Raw genomic sequence first — 18,249 nt, 5'->3', positions numbered from 1 at the left:
TTGAATCAAAAAAGACAACAGTTCCATACAGAACTGAACTCATGAAGAGGATGCGAGGGAAATGGCCCGAAGACCATCCGGCAACCTGCCTGAACAAAAGCAAGGTGCCAATGCCTGCCCTGTTACAGGGTCCATGAGAGGGTTTTAGATATATTTCTAAAAAGGCATTTCCAAAAGGAGATGCCTTTTTTGTGTTTATGGGGTTTCCGCTCATGCAGGAACTCTGGTGGGATGATTTATGGATACTTGCGATCCCACCTTAAAAACAGATGCAGCTAAAATGCCCGGACAAGGAAAATTTTGCTTAGCACTAAAAATGCGAGGCAGAATTATCAGGCGCCAACTGCTTCAGGGCATTCTTTAAGGAAGCAGGACGCAAAAACGGAGAAAAACCAATGACAGACATCGTAAAAAAAGCTTCAGGCAATTACCACTCCGGTACAATCTGTTTCTTCTGTAAAGACAGCGCGGATGAACAGTTTCCAGCTGACTATTCCGACCCGCTGACTCTGCTTGGGGATATCAGCGAACTGAGGCTTGGAGAATTCCAGAAAAACGAACTTCGCAAAATACTTTCCAAAGAAATTGCTGAAGACGGTCCGGAACAGGTCTGGAAAAACCGTACCTACCGTAAGAACATAATACTCTCTTTCGGCAAGCTGGTTTAAACTCTTTCCACCGACCAACCTCTCAATACCAAAGCCCTTCCCCTTCGACCGGGAAGGGCTTTCTTTATTTTGCTGCTTCTCTTGCAATTAACCACGTCTGCGCTTAAAAACAGGACAACTATAATATCCGGGAGATAACCATGACTATCAGGTTCACTTTTTTCTTTACCGCACTGCTGCTTCTGGCGACAACGTCCGCTTTCGCAGGAGAAAAGATTTTCACTGTCATCAACCACACAGACGGAATTATCAGAGTCTGGGGCAAATCAAACGACTATAAATTCGGGCGCATCAAACCCAGAACCATAGCCGAATGCACCTGCAACGCCCTTTACAACAAGGACTGCTTTGATAAGAAAGGCGACAGAGCTAAAATCAAACTGGCCCTTGAGGATTCAAACGGAATCGACCTCTGGTCCGGAGACACCTGCACCAAACTGTACATCGAACCCGGCACTTTCATTGATGTGACAATGGACACAGACGGGCGGCACATAAAATGCGCTATCATTGACAACTATGAAGTGCGTGAACCTCTTCCGTCATTTGAAGAAGCAGATATGAACAAGGATGGCAGAATTGACGAAGAAGAAGCTGAGAAAATGAAGCTTCGTATCAAATTCGAGGACTTTGACAACGACCTGAACAAGGAACTCAACCCTCAAGAATTCGACCGAGCCATCGACAAAATCAACATCTTCCGAGGTGTTCCATTCTAAACGGAGAAAACAACATGAGAGAGAACAATCCCGTTTTAAATGCTCTTTTTGAAAGACGCTCAATCAGAAAATACACAGAACAGCCTGTATCCCGTGAAGACCTGACAATCATACTTGAGGCAGGGAGATGGGCTCCCAGCGGTCTTAACAACCAGCCCTGGAAATTTCTGGTCATCAAAGACGAAGACCAACGCACAGAGGCTCTTGCAGAACTGACCAAGTACGGCCATGTCGTAAGGGCAGCCAAAGTGCTGATCTGTCTTTTTCTGGATAAAGACAAAATGTACAACGAGATGAAAGACCATCAGGCAGTAGGCGGCTGCATCCAGAATATGATGCTCGCAGCCCACTCGCTGGGACTTGGAACTGTCTGGCTCGGCGAAATCATAAATCAGCAAGATCAGGTTCTGGAAGCACTGAACATAGACAAAAATAAATATGAACTTCAGGCAGTAATCGCCTTGGGTCACCCGGACCAGAAAGGCAGTTCAAGCCGGAAGGAACTTTCAGAACTGATGTTGGAGGAATATTAATGAGTGAAATAAAAGTATACCCCTTAGGTCCGCTGCAGACCAACTGTTATGTGGTTGTAAATGAAGGCAAAGCACTGGTGATTGATCCTGGAGGAGAGCCGGACGGACCTGTTTCCTACCTCAAAAGCAACGGTGTCGAGCTGGACCGCATTCTTAACACCCACCTGCATTTCGACCATATCTACGGCAACCGCCAACTGGCGGACCTCAGCGGTAAAAAGATTTATGCGTCCGATGATGATCTGGTTCTTATGGACATAGAGGTAGGCCGTGGCGGCATCATGGGATTCCCCACAGTGGACCCTTTCGAAACCGAAAATATGCCTGTAGGTGACACCGAGCTTATCGGTCTAGAATGCAAAGTTCTTTCCACTCCGGGACATACTCCCGGCAGCCTGAGTTTCTATTTTCCCCAGCTCAAGGCGGCGTTTGTCGGAGACGTACTCTTCCGCCGCTCCATCGGCAGAACCGATTTCCCGTACGGAAATACCGACCAGCTTCTCAGCTCAGTCCGGGAGCAACTTTTTACCCTGCCCGCAGAAACTGTTATATACTCCGGACATGGTCCCGAGACGACTGTCGGAGATGAAGTTAATCACAATCCTTTCTTCAGTGGATTGCAGATTTAGACCATCATAAAACAGTACTCTTTTCCCCCCGCTGTTTTTTACAGCGGGGGATTTTTGGTTTATCCTAAGCTAACACACAGTTCACCGAAATATGGTGATTAGGTCCGATTCACTCTAAACACGCCGGATATCGGCCTGTGAACCTTTAAACTTGAGGGGTCAACAATGTCAGGAAAAAAGATTGTAGATGTCCGCAACAAGTGCTGAGGAGTAGGACTGGAGGTAGGTTGGTACCTCCGTTTTGCCAAGACAGACGAAATAACTGCTCTTGTGGACACGGGAACAGTTGCCCAGTTGTATCATCAACTGGAAATTCTGCCTGAATGGAATCTGCTTACCCATGAAGAAGAAGGGCACATCCGGGCGGTTTTCACCAGAATAACCCCACGTAAAAATCAGGAATAACGATTTGAGCCAACTACCGGTTATTTTTAAATGCAGCCATCACCGTAATGGCAACAGCGATCATGCCGCGGACCTTTTTCTGGAAGGCATCCGCAGGGAAGGCGGTGATGCGGAAATTGTCCTGATGGGGGAGATGGACTTCACCCCCTGTTCCGGCTGCCTGAAATGCCGCACCAGCGAGAACCACCTCTGCATATTTGCGGAAAAAGACAACGCACAGGATTTATTTGAAAAAATCCTGAATGCACCCTTCACTTTTTTTGCCTCCCCAATTTATTTTTACCACCTCCCTTCACGTCTGAAAACATTCATTGATCGAGGACAGTGGGGATTTGAAGCCATGCAGAATTCCTCTTCTGTTGTATCCTCCCTGCCTGAACGCCCTGCCTACACATGCCTGATGGCCGGAAGGCCAAAAGGGGAAAAACTGTTTGAAGGATCCCTTCTGACTCTCAAGTTCTTCCTGCTTTTTTTCAAAGTGAAACTGCAACCCGCCCTAACTTTCAAAGGAATAGACCTGCCCGGAGATCTTCGAAACGATGCGGACAAATGCAGCGAAATAATTGAAGCCGGAAAACAGGCATGGAAGAAAAACAGAGATGACAAGTAAAATATCCGATATGAAAATACTTGTGGTCGAGGACTCCAAGCCAGTCAGGCTGGTTTTGAAGACTTATATAAACCAGATAGGCATAGAACCGGATTTTGCGGAAACCGGGAGTGAAGCACACCAGAAGCTTATTTCTGAAAATTACGATCTGATATTTATGGACATAAATCTTCCGGGCATGAACGGAATCGAAATAATGAAAAAAATGCGCGGGGAAGGTATGAAAACTCCATCTTTTGCCATGACCGCGGATGACAGCGCAACTCTACTTTCCAACTGCCTTGAAGCAGGATTCAACTCTTTTCTGCTGAAACCTCTCCGTAAAGATGAACTTCTGAATATCATCAACAAAAGACATAAGACTCTGAACTGATGATCAAATCAATTCTGTCCCATTTTTCTCCCGGACAAGTTCGGGAAAGAGTGACAGGTCTTTTCAGGGAAAAGCGTTGTCCTCTGTGCAGATCTGTCCACAAGGAAACATCTTTTCTGTGCCCATCATGTTCTTCCGGCATTGAACGGTCCCCCCGCGACAGACAATTTGAAAAACACTATGGCATGTTTCACTTCAGCAATATATATTGCTACGCTTCCTACTCAGGAACAATGCGCGAAATGATAACCGCATGGAAATTCAACAGCCGATTGGAGTTCAGTTCCGTCTTCGGCTGCATGATGAAAGAACTTGGAACCAAGATACCGGAAGAGCCTTTACCGGAACTGATTATCCCGGTCCCGCTTCACCGTTCACGGCTTCTCAAACGGGGATTTAATCAGAGCCTTGTTCTGGCGGAAAGCCTTTCAGACTCAACCGGAATTCCTGTCGGTCTAAGTGCACTTAAGAGAGTCCGTAAAACCATTGCGCAAAGTACTCTTTCCGGCAGTGAAAGACGTGAAAACCTTCTAAAGGCCTTCACTGCGGACAATGAAGTTGTTTCAGGTAAAAGGATACTGCTTGTTGATGATGTTTTCACAACAGGATCAACAGCGGACGAATGCGCCCGTACTCTGCTTGACTCCGGTGCCGCAGAGGTAGAAGTTATGGTTTTGGCTTTAGCACTGTTTTAAAATCCAAAGTATGCTGCATGCCTGACTGTCTGCGCCATATAATGCGTAGTAAAATGATATATCCAAGGAGCCTTTAAATTGTCTTTCAATATATCTGAGTGGACCCGTCTCACCCATAATGATTTACCCGTTTACCTGAGAGCCGAATCTCCGGACTGGTTCGTTCCCAATACCGCAGGAGATACAGCGCTGCAGAGGATTACAACCAATCCAGATACCGCCCCGTGCCTTGAAGACAGGCGTTTCCTGATGCGCTTGCCTGATGCGTCAAAGGCGGATTATCCGGGAAGATCCGAACTTCTGAAGACAGACAGACTCCATGAAATGTGGTTTCACCTGACAGACAATTGCAATATGGCCTGTAGACACTGCCTGTTCGCCTCATCCCCCCATGAAAAACGGGAATTATCAACAGAGCGGGTCCTGAAGCTGACCGGAGAAGCTAACGCGCTTGGCTGCAGAATGTTCGCCCTTACAGGGGGAGAGCCTCTGGTGCACAAAGGAGCGCATGAAATAATCAGCAGCATGTTGGGTATAAAGGACTGCCATGTTGCCATCCTTACAAACGGCCTGAATGTTGAAGATTTTTTCACTGACAAGAGCTACGACTTCAACCGTTTACACCTCCAGATAAGTGTGGACGGTATCGGCAAAACACATGACAAGATCAGGGGCAGAGGAATGTTTTCCGCCCTTGAGAATTCCATGGAATGGCTCTCCCACAATAAAATTCCCTTCACAATCTCCATGTGCGTAACCAAATCCAATGTAAAGGAGATGAAGGACGTTGTAGAATTTGCGGCCCGTTCAGGAGCTTCCAATATCCATTTTATGTGGTATTTCATTCGCGGGCGTGGAGAATCCAAACAGTTTGCCAAGATCAGCACTATCTATAAACACCTGCTGGAGGCGAAAGAAGCCGGAGAGCGCACAGGTGTGACTATCGATAATATTGAGGCGGTCAAGAACATGATTTTCGCCCCCTGCGGTACTATCCATGACGGCTCCACCGCCGGATGGGAAGCCCTTGCAGTCGGCCCGGACAACTGTGTTTACCCTTCGGCCGCGACTGTCGGAATTGAAAAACTCGCCACTCCCCTTTCCGAATCCCTTGAAAAAACATGGAAAGAAAGCGACGTGCTAAATGAAATCCGTTCCGTGAGCTGCAAAAACCTTAAATCCCCTTTCAGGTTTTTCCACGGCGGCGGAGACACAGACCACAGTTACATGCACAGCGGAACCTTCTGCGGTGATGACCCTTACAGCGAAATCTACGAAAAACTGGCTCTTGAACTGATCACTGGAAAAGCGGCCCAATCCCGCAGGCAGGAATCATCAGGCCTGCTGCTGAAAATGGGAGACAAGCTGGACAGGTGCTCAGGCCACGGTCCCGTAGCAATGACCCATACAAACTGCCTGCTTGCTGTTGCGGGCAAAGACAGTCTGTCAGTGGTCAAAGACTTTTACACCGAGGCAGCAGACAACGCCAAGGAAGATATCCTCAACCCGGCCTGCTACGATCCCGAACTCATGGACCATATCCCAGAAAAGCACCGTTTCCGGGGCTACGGATGCGGGTCACCGGTTATGGACGCTGATATCCAGCCCGGGGAGCATGTGGTTGACCTTGGAAGCGGACGGGGAATCGAGTGCTTCATCGCTTCCAGACTTTGCGGGAGGGCAGGACAGGTAACCGGAATAGACATGCTTGATCCCATGCTCCAGTATGCCCGGGAGGGCCAGACTGCCGTTGCCGAGAATCTGGGATATGACAACATGGATTTCCGGAAAGGGTACCTTGAAAAGCTGCCCCTTGAAGACAATACAGCCGATCTCCTGCTCTCAAACTGCGTGCTCAACCTCTCTGCGGACAAGCGCAAGACTTTCAGTGAAATGTTCAGGATTCTAAAGCCCGGCGGCAGACTGACCATTTCTGATGTTGTCTGCGAAACAGAACCGGGCCCGGCAATACGCAATGACGACACCCTGCACGGTGAGTGCATAGCCGGAGCCCAGACCCAGAAAAACCTGATTGGACTTCTTGAAGAGTCAGGGTTCGGGTCGCTAACAATCATCAAGCGCTTCCCATATCGTACTGTGGGAGGCCATCAATTTTACTCGCTCACATTTGCGGCCTACAAGCCAGCAAAGAATGAAACAGTCAAAACCGTTTTCAGGGGACCGCTTGAAACCGCCCTGACTTCCAGCGGTGAAATACTGATTCCCGGTTCAGTAAAAAATCTTTCCAGACATGAAGCGGAACTGCTCGGCGAGCAGGTATTCATCATAAATGAAGAAGGAGCAGTGGATAATATTTTTATCGGCTCATCCTGCTGCTGTCCCACTCCAGACTCTTTTGACAAACCCGAAGACCATGCCCTGCAGCAAATAATTCCCCCACTACAGGATATAACAACCCAGAATGCTGCGGAACTATCAGGGCTAAAAAACAGCACGGGGTGCATGGTTTGCGGTGCACAGCTTGAATATATGACCGAATACCGGGATATGAAATGTGTATTCTGCGGTCAGGAACAGCAGGCAAATGCCCATTGCACCACGGGTCACTTTGTCTGCGATTCATGCCATAGTGAAGACGGAATGGAGATACTCCCTCATCTGCTTACAAGCAGCACTGAAGCAGATATGATCGACCTCCTGAAGAAGGTCCGCAACCATCCGGCCATTCCCATGCATGGTCCTGAACACCACGCCATGGTCCCCGGTATTATAGCGACAGCCTACCGCAACAGCGGCGGTGATATTGATAACAAGGTAATTGAAACAGCAATCTCCCGGGGAGCAAAAGTTGCTGGGGGATTCTGCGGTTTCATGGGTGTCTGCGGTGCTGCCATCGGGGTAGGCGCTGCAATGAGTGCCATCCTTGAAGCGACCCCTCTAACTGCTGAGAAAAGATCAATAGCGCAAAAAGGAACTCTCACCGCATTGAAGTTAATTGCTGATATTGAAGCCGCTCGCTGCTGCCAGCGGGATTCATGGCTTGCCCTGAAAGCCGCTGCACAGGTTTCGAAAGAAGTGCTGGGCTTGCGTCTAAAGGCGGATGCGCATATACTGTGTGACCAGATGAAAACAAATAAGGAATGCATGGGCAGAAACTGTCCTGTCATTCGAAATAATAAAGGGAATGAGTCTCCTGTCATCCAGTTGCTGGGTCCTGCTGTAGATTCTGCAAAAAAAGTGTAAAACCTACTTGACTTTTCCACCCGGATACGAATATCTTCCCTTTCTCTTACGTGACGGAGGTAAGTAAAAATGTATGCAATAATTGAGACTGGCGGCAAGCAGTTCCGCGTTGAAGAAGGTCTGGAACTCAATGTCCAGAAGATGGACGCTGAAGCAGGCACAAAAGTCGATCTGGATAAAATTCTTCTTATCGGTCAGGGCGAAGACGTTAAAATCGGTGCTCCTTATGTAGAAGGCGCTAAGGTTTCCTGCAGTGTTGTTGAACACGGTCGTGACAAAAAGATCGTGGTTTTCAAGAAAAGACGCAGGAAGGACTCTCAGACCAAACAGGGTCATCGTCAGGACTACACAAGAATCAAAGTTGAAGCTATCCAGGCTTAAGCTTGACGACAGAACCTACTAAGGAGACTAATCATGGCTCATAAGAAAGCGGGCGGTAGCTCGAAAAACGGTCGCGACAGTAATGCCCAACGACGTGGTGTGAAGCGTTTCGGCGGTCAGGAAGTTCTCGCTGGCAACATTCTCGTTCGCCAGGTTGGAACCAAAATTCACGCCGGTAAAAACGTAGGCACCGGAAAAGACTGGACTCTGTTTGCTCTTGTTGACGGTGTTGTGAAGTACGAAAAGTACATTCGCAAAAACCGTGTTAAAACCAGAGTACACATCGTTCCTGCAGAAGCCTAAAATTTAGGCGAAAGCTTTTCTTCAGGCAGGGGTCGCATTAACTTATGCGTCCCCTGCCTTTTCGTGTATGGGCTTTTTTTAATTTTTCCAAGCTCAGGCGTTATTGACGTGTGAGCTCTCTGCTTATATTTTCAGGCAGATTTCCAAGGGAGATGATTCCTATCCTCCCTGCTCTTTTACTGAACATAATCAGCAAAAGCCAACTTGGGACCCAAAGACCCTTTATTCCCTGAACAGGAAGCACTGCTTCAAATTTGGAGAATATGGATAGCATAATAAATGCTCCTTTGATCCCGCTGAAAGCGCCCTCGGAAACCTTACCTCCGTCAAACAAGAAGCTCAGCTTCTAGTCCTGCGGATGTTGAGCACAGCGATGCCGCCGGAGGCATACTGAGGTATTACTTATGAAATTTATTGATGAAGCAACAATTACAGTCCGCTCCGGCAAGGGTGGCAACGGCTGTGTGGCCTTCCGACGTGAACGTTTTCTGCCCAAGGGCGGTCCCAGCGGCGGAGATGGCGGTAAAGGTGGCGACCTTGTTTTCAGAGCCAGTCCCAAACTGCTTACCCTTTACGACTTCCGCCTGAAAAGGGTTTACGATGCAAAGAACGGTGAACCCGGACAGGGCCGCGACAAGTACGGGAAAGGCGCTGACGACATGATCGTTGATCTGCCCATGGGGACCCTTGTATATGAAGTTGACCCAGAAGACGGCAGTGAAAAACTCATTGCCGACCTTACCGAAGAAGGCCGTGAAATAGTCATATGCAAAGGCGGTGACGGCGGACGTGGAAATATCCACTTTAAATCCTCCACCAACCAGACTCCGCGCCAGTCCGAAGAAGGATTTCCCGGCGAGGAGAAAAGAATCCGCCTGCAGCTCAAGATCATTGCTGATGTAGGTTTGCTAGGTCTGCCGAACGCCGGTAAATCAACTTTTATTTCCAAGGTTTCGGCAGCGAAACCTAAAATTGCCGCCTACCCTTTCACCACTCTTGTTCCCAATCTGGGCGTGGTTGAAAACGATTTCGGCAACAAGATGGTTATCGCCGACATTCCCGGACTCATTGAAGGCGCAAGTGAAGGACAGGGACTGGGACACCGCTTTCTTAAGCATGTGGAACGTACCAGATTCCTGGTTCACATACTCAGTGCCGAAGATCTGAGCCTGGAAGACCCCTTTGAAGGTTTCAACATGCTTGACGATGAGCTGCGCCTGTTTGATGAAGAACTTGCAATTAAAAAACAGCTCCGGGTAATCAACAAAATCGACCTGCTTTCCGAAGAAGACCTTGCAGAACTGAAAGCAAAGGCTGAGGAAGCGGATCAGAAAGTTTATTTCATGTCTGCCCTCCACGATGACGGAGTGAAGGCCCTCCTCAAAGATATGTGGGACAGATTCAACGCTATGAATCAAGAGGAAGCAGATGAGCAGGACCAGCAACAGGACTGAGACGCTTAAAAACGCTAAACGAATTGTAGTAAAAATTGGCAGCGCGGTACTGACCACTTCCGAGGGAATCAACCTCGGTTTGATCTGCCGCCTTGCCGATCAGCTTGCCACGCTGCATGAGCGAGGAGTGGATATCGTGCTGGTTTCTTCCGGTGCGGTGGCTGCCGGGCGCAACTCCATCCCGGAAGGAGCCAAACTAGATGACCTGCCTGCACGTCAGGCGGCTTCCGCAATCGGTCAGTCCAGACTGATGCATGAGTACGATGAAACCTTCCGCCGCTTCGGGCTGGTTACTTCTCAGGTGCTGCTCACCCGTGACGATCTCAAGCACCGTTCCCGCTTCCTCAATGCCCGAAACACCCTTTCCAGGCTTCTGGAGTGGCGGGTAATTCCCATCATAAACGAGAATGACACAGTTGCCGTTCAGGAGCTGGAGTTCGGAGATAACGACACCCTCGCGAGCCTTATTTTAAACGTGGTGGAAGCTGATCTTTTCATCAACCTCACTTCCGCTGACGGGGTATACGATAAAAATCCGGATAAAAATCCGGATGCCAGACCGCTTACCTGCATTGAGAATGTCCATGATCTGGACCTCGACGCCATGTGCGACGGGAAAACAGCTGTCGGCTCCGGCGGCATGTTTTCAAAAATGCGTGCGGCCAACAGAGCGGCGCAGCTCGGTGTTCCAACACTGATACTCGCCGGCAAGGACCGCATGATAATAGAACGCGTCTTCAATGGCGAAGAGTGCGGGACATGGATCGTACCTGATGATAAATCTGTTTCCCGCCGCAAATACTGGCTGGCTTACCACTGTGATCCCGCCGGAGATCTCATAGTTGATGAAGGAGCGGAAAAAGCACTTCTTTCAGGCGGTAAAAGCCTGCTGCCCGCGGGAGTCATTGATGTGGACGGCAGATTCAGAGCCGGAGAACTTGTACGGGTGGTCAATAAATCAGGTAAGTCCCTTGCTGTGGGATTATCATGTTACAGTTCCGGCGACATGATCAAAATCATGGGCAGACAATCTTCCGAGATTGATTCAATTTTAGGAAAATGCTCCTATCCTGAAGCAATTCACCGGGACAACCTGCTGCTTGATGCTGCTTTGTAAGATTTCAGAAGCTTAAACCCTTTTGAAAAAGGGGGAATAATATCAAAGCTTTTTCATCCAGCCACGCTCTCAGTCTGATAGAAATGTATATTTAAGACAAAGGACAAGCCGTTAAGGTTTGTCCTTTGTCTGTTTTTATTATGATCTGGCTTTACTAAAAAGATTGTAAACGACCCTTTCCTACTGATCTGCAGCTAGCGATTTTCCTGCACATCATTAGTTCCATTGCGCTGAGATAAAAACATACCAATGGTTCCCGCAATAAAAACTGCAAGATACATCTGCCCGAACAACCCCTGCAGAACAGCAAGCGAACGGGCCATGAACGAAACAGGGAGAACATCCCCGTATCCGACAGTCAGCATTGTGACATAGCTGAAATACGCAAGAGTCCCGCGGATGGCAAAAATGCCCATATCGGTTTCAAGTCCGGAAAATGATCCCTGTCTGTAAATCTCACACAGTGAATACGCATCAGCCCATGCAAGACCGGCCAGCATGTAGATGCATATTGCCCCGGAAATGAGATCGCGGGTGACCCTGCTCTGCCGGGACATGAACTGTTGAATCCCCCAGATAGCTATGCATATCATGGACATATCCGCCGCTTCACTTATTCCCAGCCAGAAAAGTGACTTTATTCTGAAAAAAAGAATTGACCCCGTTAATGAAACCGCGAACAGGGCAAAATATGCATAAAGCTTTCCACGGCTGCCGGAGACTGCCGCAACAGCAGAAAGCAGCACAAGATAAGTGTAGAAATATAATATCCGCTGCAAAAAAAGAGAATCCCCGGCTATGGGGCTGATAAAAATCTGCAACACTAGAAAAGCCAGCAGTACAGTAAATTTAGAAGGACTGTATTTGAATACCCGGTATAATCTGAACATGGACTAATAAGTACCCCACAGTTGACCGTAATTCCATAGATTTATGATCTTCCAGCATATTTTCAATTTTCTTACGGTTGCTAAGCGGTTCAATTGAGAGTAGCTTTCGGAATTCAAAATATCCCGAAAAGGACCTTTCGCTGATGCAAGCACTATATAAAGACAGGAATTTACAGATAGTTTTCGCTGTCACCTTGATGGCTGTTCTGGGAGTTTCAAGCATCATTCCGGCCCTGCCGCTTATGATTGAAACTTTTGGTATCTCCCCTTCAAGCGTGGGACTGATTTTCACCGTATTCACTTTGCCGGGAATCTTTTTTGCCCCGCTTGCCGGAATTTTCGCGGACCGACTCGGTCGTAAAAAAATCCTGATTCCGGCTCTACTACTTTTCGGCCTTGCCGGCCCGGCATGTTTTTTCATCACTGATTTTAATACCTTGTTACTGCTGCGCTTTATTCAGGGAATCGGTGCCGCAGCAATAGGAGTCATCAACCTTACCATTATCGGTGACCTTTTTACTGGAAACGAACGGATAAAAGCCATGGGGCTGAATGCTGGGGTTCTCAGTATCGGAACAGCCCTTTTTCCGGCTATTGGCGGTCTGTTGGCCCAAATCAGCTGGCATACCCCTTTTCTACTCTCGCTGACTTCCCTGCCGCTGGCCTGGATTGTTGCATTCAGACTGGAAAACCCGGAACCATCCTCAGATGGTGAATTCAGAAAATATCTGACTGCGGCTCTGGAAGGAATGAAAAACAGAGAAGTGCTCAGCCTGTTCGCCCTTTCACTTCTCACTTTCATTATCCTGTACGGCCCCATAGTAACTTACCTGCCCATACTTTTGAACTCGCGCTTTGAAGCTTCTCCCTTGTTAATCGGAACGGTTATTTCAAGTGCTTCTTTCATTACTGCTATTGCCGCGTCACAGATGGGCAGGCTGGCTGCTTTCATTTCACAGCCCAGTCTGATTTCCATTGCAGCTATTGCCTACGCAATCTCAATGATAATGCTCCCCGGCTCAGATACCGCCGTCTGGTGCATCATCCCGGTCTGTATATTCGGGCTGGGACAGGGGTTGAACCTTCCTAATTCAATGTCCATGCTGACATCCATCGCACCTATGGAACAAAGGGCTGTCTTCATGTCAGTAAACGGTATGCTTCTAAGGGTGGGGCAGACAATTGCCCCGATAATGATGGGACTGATTTATTCTGGAATGGGACTTAACGCGGTCTTTTACGCTGGAGCAGTTGTAGCTGCGTCAATGTTCGCAATATCTGTTCTTTATCTGAGAGGATTCAAAACTGAAGCCGAATAACAAATTGCGCTATTTATAGAATCATTGACCGAAATTTAATTTGCGGTATTTGTTTTTCTTTCCGTCAGGCAAAATAAACTTGAACCAATAAAATAAAGATCTGTAAGAAAATGAAAGTAGGCTTAAAAGAATTTATGGAGCACACATTCAACCCGCTCCATATATACTGCAGGATGATAGATTGCGGTCTTTCACCACTTCGGGCACGAAAAATCGCAAGGGCCTATGAATTATGCTTTTTCAAACCCGCAGCCCTTTTCATCCCCGCTCTCAGGCATCAAAAGCAGGCGAAGTAAGCTCGTCATCAATGGAATCGGCATCAGGGGCGTTAAACTGAATCAACCTTCTCAGATGGGTGAAACTCATCTCATCCATTGAGGTGAAATCAACAGCCAGCCCCCCCTTGTCAGCTCGGACAACCTTGGCGTTAACCATAATCACAGCTTCCTCGGAAAGAGTAATTGACACTTCACACTCATCCCCCACTTGAAAGCCCTCAACCGGATCGCAAAGCAGACCTTTCAAACTGAGGTTATGGCTCTCCGCCACTGAAGCAGTATCCCCTTTGTGCAACATTACTGTAAAACCAGCCTGAACTCGGGTTCTGCGTCTTTTATTCTGGTCCATCAACAAGCTCCATAAAATCATTTGAAAATAAGAACAAAATCTCCAATTCCCTATTAATCAAAATTTTACCTTCGTTCAACACAATTGGACAAGATAAAAATAGCCTTATTTCATGCTGCACATCCGCTTAATCATCTCCGACACTGTTTTCCCTGTAATAATTCTTCATTCTTTGAACCGAAAAACTTGTGCAGACCGGTCCTAGAACTTCAAAAAAAACCGTAGTAACAGCAATCACAGAAACAATCGGTTCGAACTGCTCAAACCGGTGGGCGGCAGTCAAAGCCATACCGAGAGCCACCCCTGCCTGAGGCATCAAGGCCATTCCCATCCAGAAACCGAACCGATACGATCGGCCTCCGGCACGGGCTCCGGCAACCGCTCCCGCAACTCTGCTTATCATCCTGAGCAGAACGTAAAGAACAACCCAAAGTAAGTTATCTGAAATATGCTCGATCCTGACACTCACTCCGGCAAAAATGAAGAAAAGAACTATTACCGGCCATTCAACTCCTTCAATCGCATAGAACGGGCGCTCATGATGTCGTGCAAGATTAGCCACCACCGCTCCCATGACCATGGAAGAAAGCAGATATGACCCGTCAAGCCAGATTGCAATTCCACTGCAGATAAAAACCATACCAAGCGCTTCAGCAAGGCTGGGTTCTCCGGGCTGAATACGTCCGGTGAAAAAACTCATGGGAATCCCCACAAGAACACCTACGGCAACCGAAATTAAAACTTCAAATCCCCCGGTCATCAAACCTTCGTGCAATCCGGTTCCATTAACAAACAGCTGGGAAACAGCGAAAATGATACTGAAAAACATCACGCCCCAGGCATCGTCAATAGCTGTTATCTGCAGGAGAATTTTTGAGAAATCATTCTTGCCACCGGAATCGCGGACGACTTCGAAGGTTGAAGCGGGATCGGTTGCAGGAGCAATTCCGGCATACACTGCAGCCAAAGGAAGTGCCATTCCCGCCACCCACAAGCCCATTCCCATTAGAACTGCAGTAAACAATACAACTGAAAGGGAGATGGCAAAAACAGCCTTTCCAAACTTACGCAAATCGGACATTTTCAGGGAATTGCCTAACAGGAAGCCTATAACCGCCAGCGCAATATCCGAAACAATGGGCATCCAATTACTGATTGACCCAGGAAGAACGTCAATTCCCGCAGGCCCAACAACAAGCCCGAAAAGAATAAGTACTGAAACCCTGGGAACAGGAGTACGGCGTCCTACAAAATCAGCTGCAACTCCAAGCAGAAACATAATGCCGAGACTTATCAGAGCAGTTGCAGATACACTCAAAATATTTCGCTCCGGAATTTATATTTTAATATCAAGAAGTCACTTTAACTACCCAATAACATTAAACAGCCTCGCCCCGAAACTGTTGCCTCTCCAAAAATCCTATATCAAGTCTACACAAAATACATTTTAATAAAAGATCAGCTGTGCTACTAAATACTCAGTGATCTGAATTTATGTAGAAATTTATGTCGTCATTTCAACAAGTCTGGCGCAAACTGAATATCTGATCAGCAAAACCTTCTGAACAGGCATTCATTATGCGCAGAGACATACACAGAGAAATGTTGATTAAAGCAATATTTAACTTGCTTTTCTCACAAACTAGATATAGTTGAATGAGCAATCACTACCTCGCAATCAAAACACGCATTTCCACTATACATGCACCCAACCACCCTTCCCCTGCCTGCCCCACACAGGCAGGGGACCCCTTTGGGAAAGCGTGTTTTTTGATAAATTCCACCTCAAGGAGATAAACCAATGGAAACCAAACTCGCCAATCCTGCCCCTTTAGGACTGATGGGCTTCGGGATGACCACCATCCTGCTCAACATCCATAACGCAGGCTTCTTCCCAATCAGCGCAATGATTCTCGCCATGGGCATCTTTTACGGCGGCATAGCCCAGGTAATCGCCGGAATCATGGAGTTTAAAAAAGGCAACACTTTCGGCACCACCGCCTTCACCTCTTACGGACTTTTCTGGCTCACTCTCGTGGCCCTGATCATCATGCCCAAACTCGGCTGGACCGAAGCCACACCGCACGCTTTTATGGGCTGGTATCTCGTAATGTGGGGCCTGTTCACCCTTTTCATGTTTGTAGGAACACTAAGGGGTAACAAAGTGCTTCAGTTTATCTTCGCCTCACTGACCCTGCTCTTCTTTCTGCTTGCTGTACGCGACTTCACCGGCAGCAAATTCATCGGAACCGTAGCAGGATTTGAAGGCATTATCTGTGGAGCTTCCGCATTCTATCTCGCAATGGCCGAAGTTATTAACGAACAGTTCGGCCGCACCGTACTGCCTATCGGAGATTAAAAGACTCGAGCTTTTCCATTCCTCTATAAAGCTTGACCATATCCTCATGAAGTAAAAGGCCGTGATCCCGCCAGGGTTCACGGCCTTTTCTCGTGATGTGGTTTTAAATCCAATAAAAGCGGGGTTTCCCTCCAGCCTGTTTTAACTTATGGTGCTTGGTGCTAACAAAAGCAGGTTGAATTAAAGTCCAACAACTTCTCAGGAGAACAGATAAAATGGATATGGAAAGAGATTTCACTAAGGCCAAACTTCTCATTGAATCACTCCCCTATATCAAAGAATTTTACGGAGAAACAATAGTCATCAAATACGGCGGCAACGCCATGATAGATGAATCATTGAAGCGAGCCTTTGCTTTAAACATAATTCTTCTGAAATATATCGGCATCAACCCTGTTGTTGTTCATGGGGGCGGACCACAGATTCAGAAAATGCTCAGCGCACTGAATATCGACAGCCAGTTCAAGAGTGGATACCGGGTCACGGACGCAGCTACCATGGATGTTGTGGAAATGGTTCTGGTCGGGCAGGTAAACAAACAGATCGTCAACCTGATCAACCTGAACGGAGGAAGAGCGGTAGGGCTTTCCGGCAAAGACGGCATGCTGATCAAGGCCGAGCAGAAGGAGCTTGTGGTCGAATCCGAAGCCAAGGCTCCCGAGATAATCGACCTTGGAAAAGTAGGTGAAGTGACCGAGGTCAACACAACCCTGATTCAATCACTGCAGGCTGAAGGTTTCATTCCGGTAATCGCTCCGGTGGGTGTAGATGAAGAAGGATCAACCTACAACATCAATGCGGACTCCGTGGCCGGTGCTGTTGCATCCGCAATGAACGCCAAACGTCTGCACCTTCTCACTGATGTTCAGGGACTCCTCGACGCGGACAAAAATCTCATTTCATCCATGACCTGTCGTGAAGCTGCCGAAGCCATAGACTCCGGAATCGCCACCGGAGGAATGATACCTAAACTTACCTGCTGCCTCGAAGCTGTTCATGACGGTGTTGAAAAAGCACACATTATTGATGGGCGTGTAGAAAACTGTGTGCTTCTGGAACTCTTTACCAAAAGCGGAATCGGAACTGAAATTGTAGCCTAGGGATACGACAATGAAAGCTATTGCGATTGTGGGAAAAAAGAAAACGGGAAAAACAACCATGGGCCTCGCTCTGGTCGAGGCTCTCAACAGACGGGGTCTGAAAGTCGGTGTTGTCAAACACTCTCACCACGGCTTTGACGGAGCGGAAGGTTCTGACACTGAAGCATATAAAAAAACAGCCTCTTCAGTAGCCGCATATTCTCCCTCCCAGTCCTTTGTTTCCTGGAATGAAGAACGTACAGTACAGGATCTGGTCCCGCTCATGGATGTGGATGTCATCGTTATGGAAGGCGGCAATAAAGTAGGGTGGCTTCCAAGGGTTATCATGGTCCGTGAAGACAATGACGACAAGGAGTTCTATCCGGAGCTTGCCCTTAAACATATTCCTGCCTGTACCCGTGATAATCCCCCTGCCGATGAAGAAGTTGAAGCACTCGCTGATTTGGTCATGGACAAGGGATTCATACTGCCGGGACTTAACTGCGGCGAATGCGGGCGTGACTACTGTATGGAATTCGTTGCCGACATTCTTGCGGGAAAGGCACGGGTTTCAGGCTGCAAAGCCAAAGCCGGAAGCATGAGCATTACCTGCAACGGCAGCGAACTGGGATTCAACCCTTTTGTCTCGGACATACTTTCTGCGGGGATAACAGCCATGCTCAAGCAACTTAAAGGATATGTCCCCGGAGATATTGAAATAAAAATCAAAAATGGCAGTTAGCAACCTGAACCCATTTTTTGATTACCGGATTTGCACCTCAGTTAGACTAAAGGCAAAATCTCATATAAATTTGTGCATAGCTTTGTAAATAACTGCTCAAATTATGGTTTCCTTATAATTCATGACTTGCGAGAGTTAGATA

Annotated in this window: 19 protein-coding genes and 1 riboswitch; of the genes, 16 read left to right on the top strand and 3 right to left on the bottom strand. The window is 47.7% G+C overall.

What is annotated here, in order from left to right; genetic code table 11:
* Positions 1 to 36 precede the first annotated feature (36 nt).
* Positions 37 to 140: riboswitch (SAM riboswitch) on the top strand.
* A 255-nt stretch (positions 141 to 395) separates the two neighbouring features.
* The 12 genes from ACZ5PW_RS06060 to proB all read left to right on the top strand — a co-directional run bounded on the left by ACZ5PW_RS06060 (position 396) and on the right by proB (position 11,091).
* Positions 396 to 668, top strand: a complete 273-nt coding sequence (locus ACZ5PW_RS06060; RefSeq protein WP_464558930.1) for a hypothetical protein — start codon at positions 396 to 398, stop codon at positions 666 to 668.
* Between the two features lie 140 nt (positions 669 to 808).
* The gene (locus ACZ5PW_RS06055) at positions 809 to 1,387 is read left to right on the top strand and encodes a BAR domain-containing protein (RefSeq protein WP_464558928.1); all 579 of its coding nucleotides are present in this window, start codon (positions 809 to 811) and stop codon (positions 1,385 to 1,387) included.
* 14 nt (positions 1,388 to 1,401) lie between these two features.
* Entirely contained in the window at positions 1,402 to 1,920 is a 519-nt protein-coding gene (locus tag ACZ5PW_RS06050) for a nitroreductase family protein (protein ID WP_464558926.1), read from the top strand.
* A complete protein-coding gene (locus tag ACZ5PW_RS06045) occupies positions 1,920 to 2,549 on the top strand; it encodes an MBL fold metallo-hydrolase (RefSeq protein ID WP_464558924.1) in 630 nt (209 codons plus the stop codon). The genes ACZ5PW_RS06050 and ACZ5PW_RS06045 overlap by 1 nt, the downstream gene beginning before the upstream one ends.
* Before the next feature lie 409 nt (positions 2,550 to 2,958).
* A complete protein-coding gene (locus tag ACZ5PW_RS06040; RefSeq protein ID WP_464558922.1) occupies positions 2,959 to 3,564 on the top strand; it encodes a flavodoxin family protein in 606 nt (201 codons plus the stop codon).
* Positions 3,554 to 3,937: a response regulator gene (locus ACZ5PW_RS06035; protein WP_464558920.1), complete on the top strand. Its 384-nt coding sequence runs from the start codon at positions 3,554 to 3,556 to the stop codon at positions 3,935 to 3,937. The genes ACZ5PW_RS06040 and ACZ5PW_RS06035 overlap by 11 nt, the downstream gene beginning before the upstream one ends.
* Positions 3,937 to 4,632 (top strand): ComF family protein, encoded by a 696-nt coding sequence (locus ACZ5PW_RS06030; RefSeq protein WP_464558918.1) that lies wholly within the window; start codon positions 3,937 to 3,939, stop codon positions 4,630 to 4,632. Before ACZ5PW_RS06035 ends, ACZ5PW_RS06030 begins: the two co-directional genes overlap by 1 nt.
* 78 nt (positions 4,633 to 4,710) lie before the next feature.
* Positions 4,711 to 7,836, top strand: coding sequence for a DUF5714 domain-containing protein (locus tag ACZ5PW_RS06025; RefSeq protein WP_464558916.1), 3,126 nt, complete (start codon positions 4,711 to 4,713; stop codon positions 7,834 to 7,836).
* A gap of 69 nt (positions 7,837 to 7,905) precedes the next feature.
* Positions 7,906 to 8,217, top strand: coding sequence for a 50S ribosomal protein L21 (gene rplU / locus ACZ5PW_RS06020; protein ID WP_319780839.1), 312 nt, complete (start codon positions 7,906 to 7,908; stop codon positions 8,215 to 8,217).
* Between the two features lie 33 nt (positions 8,218 to 8,250).
* Complete coding sequence (rpmA, locus tag ACZ5PW_RS06015; RefSeq protein WP_464558914.1) at positions 8,251 to 8,520, top strand: 50S ribosomal protein L27; 270 nt, start codon at positions 8,251 to 8,253, stop codon at positions 8,518 to 8,520.
* 404 nt (positions 8,521 to 8,924) lie between these two features.
* Positions 8,925 to 9,974: a GTPase ObgE gene (gene obgE / locus ACZ5PW_RS06010; protein ID WP_464558912.1), complete on the top strand. Its 1,050-nt coding sequence runs from the start codon at positions 8,925 to 8,927 to the stop codon at positions 9,972 to 9,974.
* Entirely contained in the window at positions 9,949 to 11,091 is a 1,143-nt protein-coding gene (gene proB, locus ACZ5PW_RS06005) for a glutamate 5-kinase (RefSeq protein WP_464558910.1), read from the top strand. Before obgE ends, proB begins: the two co-directional genes overlap by 26 nt.
* 194 nt (positions 11,092 to 11,285) lie before the next feature.
* Here proB and ACZ5PW_RS06000 read toward each other — a convergent pair whose 3' ends face one another.
* Positions 11,286 to 11,981 carry an ion channel gene (locus ACZ5PW_RS06000; RefSeq protein ID WP_464558908.1) on the bottom strand — a complete coding sequence of 232 codons (696 nt, stop codon included), beginning with the start codon at positions 11,979 to 11,981 and terminating at the stop codon, positions 11,286 to 11,288.
* A 143-nt stretch (positions 11,982 to 12,124) separates the two neighbouring features.
* Here ACZ5PW_RS06000 and ACZ5PW_RS05995 point away from each other — a divergent pair, with 143 nt between their 5' ends.
* Positions 12,125 to 13,300, top strand: coding sequence for an MFS transporter (locus tag ACZ5PW_RS05995; RefSeq protein ID WP_464558906.1), 1,176 nt, complete (start codon positions 12,125 to 12,127; stop codon positions 13,298 to 13,300).
* A gap of 270 nt (positions 13,301 to 13,570) precedes the next feature.
* On the opposite strand, the gene ACZ5PW_RS05990 is transcribed toward ACZ5PW_RS05995, so the two are convergent.
* Positions 13,571 to 13,927: a PilZ domain-containing protein gene (locus ACZ5PW_RS05990; protein ID WP_464558904.1), complete on the bottom strand. Its 357-nt coding sequence runs from the start codon at positions 13,925 to 13,927 to the stop codon at positions 13,571 to 13,573.
* A 127-nt stretch (positions 13,928 to 14,054) separates the two neighbouring features.
* Complete coding sequence (locus ACZ5PW_RS05985; RefSeq protein WP_464558902.1) at positions 14,055 to 15,245, bottom strand: cation:proton antiporter; 1,191 nt, start codon at positions 15,243 to 15,245, stop codon at positions 14,055 to 14,057.
* Between the two features lie 483 nt (positions 15,246 to 15,728).
* On the opposite strand from ACZ5PW_RS05985, the gene satP reads away from it, so the two are divergent.
* The 3 genes from satP to ACZ5PW_RS05970 all read left to right on the top strand — a co-directional run bounded on the left by satP (position 15,729) and on the right by ACZ5PW_RS05970 (position 18,107).
* Complete coding sequence (gene satP / locus ACZ5PW_RS05980) at positions 15,729 to 16,286, top strand: acetate uptake transporter (RefSeq protein WP_464558900.1); 558 nt, start codon at positions 15,729 to 15,731, stop codon at positions 16,284 to 16,286.
* Between the two features lie 221 nt (positions 16,287 to 16,507).
* Complete coding sequence (gene argB / locus ACZ5PW_RS05975; protein ID WP_464560373.1) at positions 16,508 to 17,386, top strand: acetylglutamate kinase; 879 nt, start codon at positions 16,508 to 16,510, stop codon at positions 17,384 to 17,386.
* Between the two features lie 10 nt (positions 17,387 to 17,396).
* Entirely contained in the window at positions 17,397 to 18,107 is a 711-nt protein-coding gene (locus ACZ5PW_RS05970; RefSeq protein WP_464558898.1) for a molybdopterin-guanine dinucleotide biosynthesis protein MobB, read from the top strand.
* Positions 18,108 to 18,249: the final 142 nt, after the last annotated feature.

It is taken from the genome of Maridesulfovibrio salinus (genome assembly GCF_055394525.1).
The sequence above is the reverse complement of the archived record's forward strand: the minus strand, read 5'-3'. Positions and strand labels throughout refer to the sequence as shown.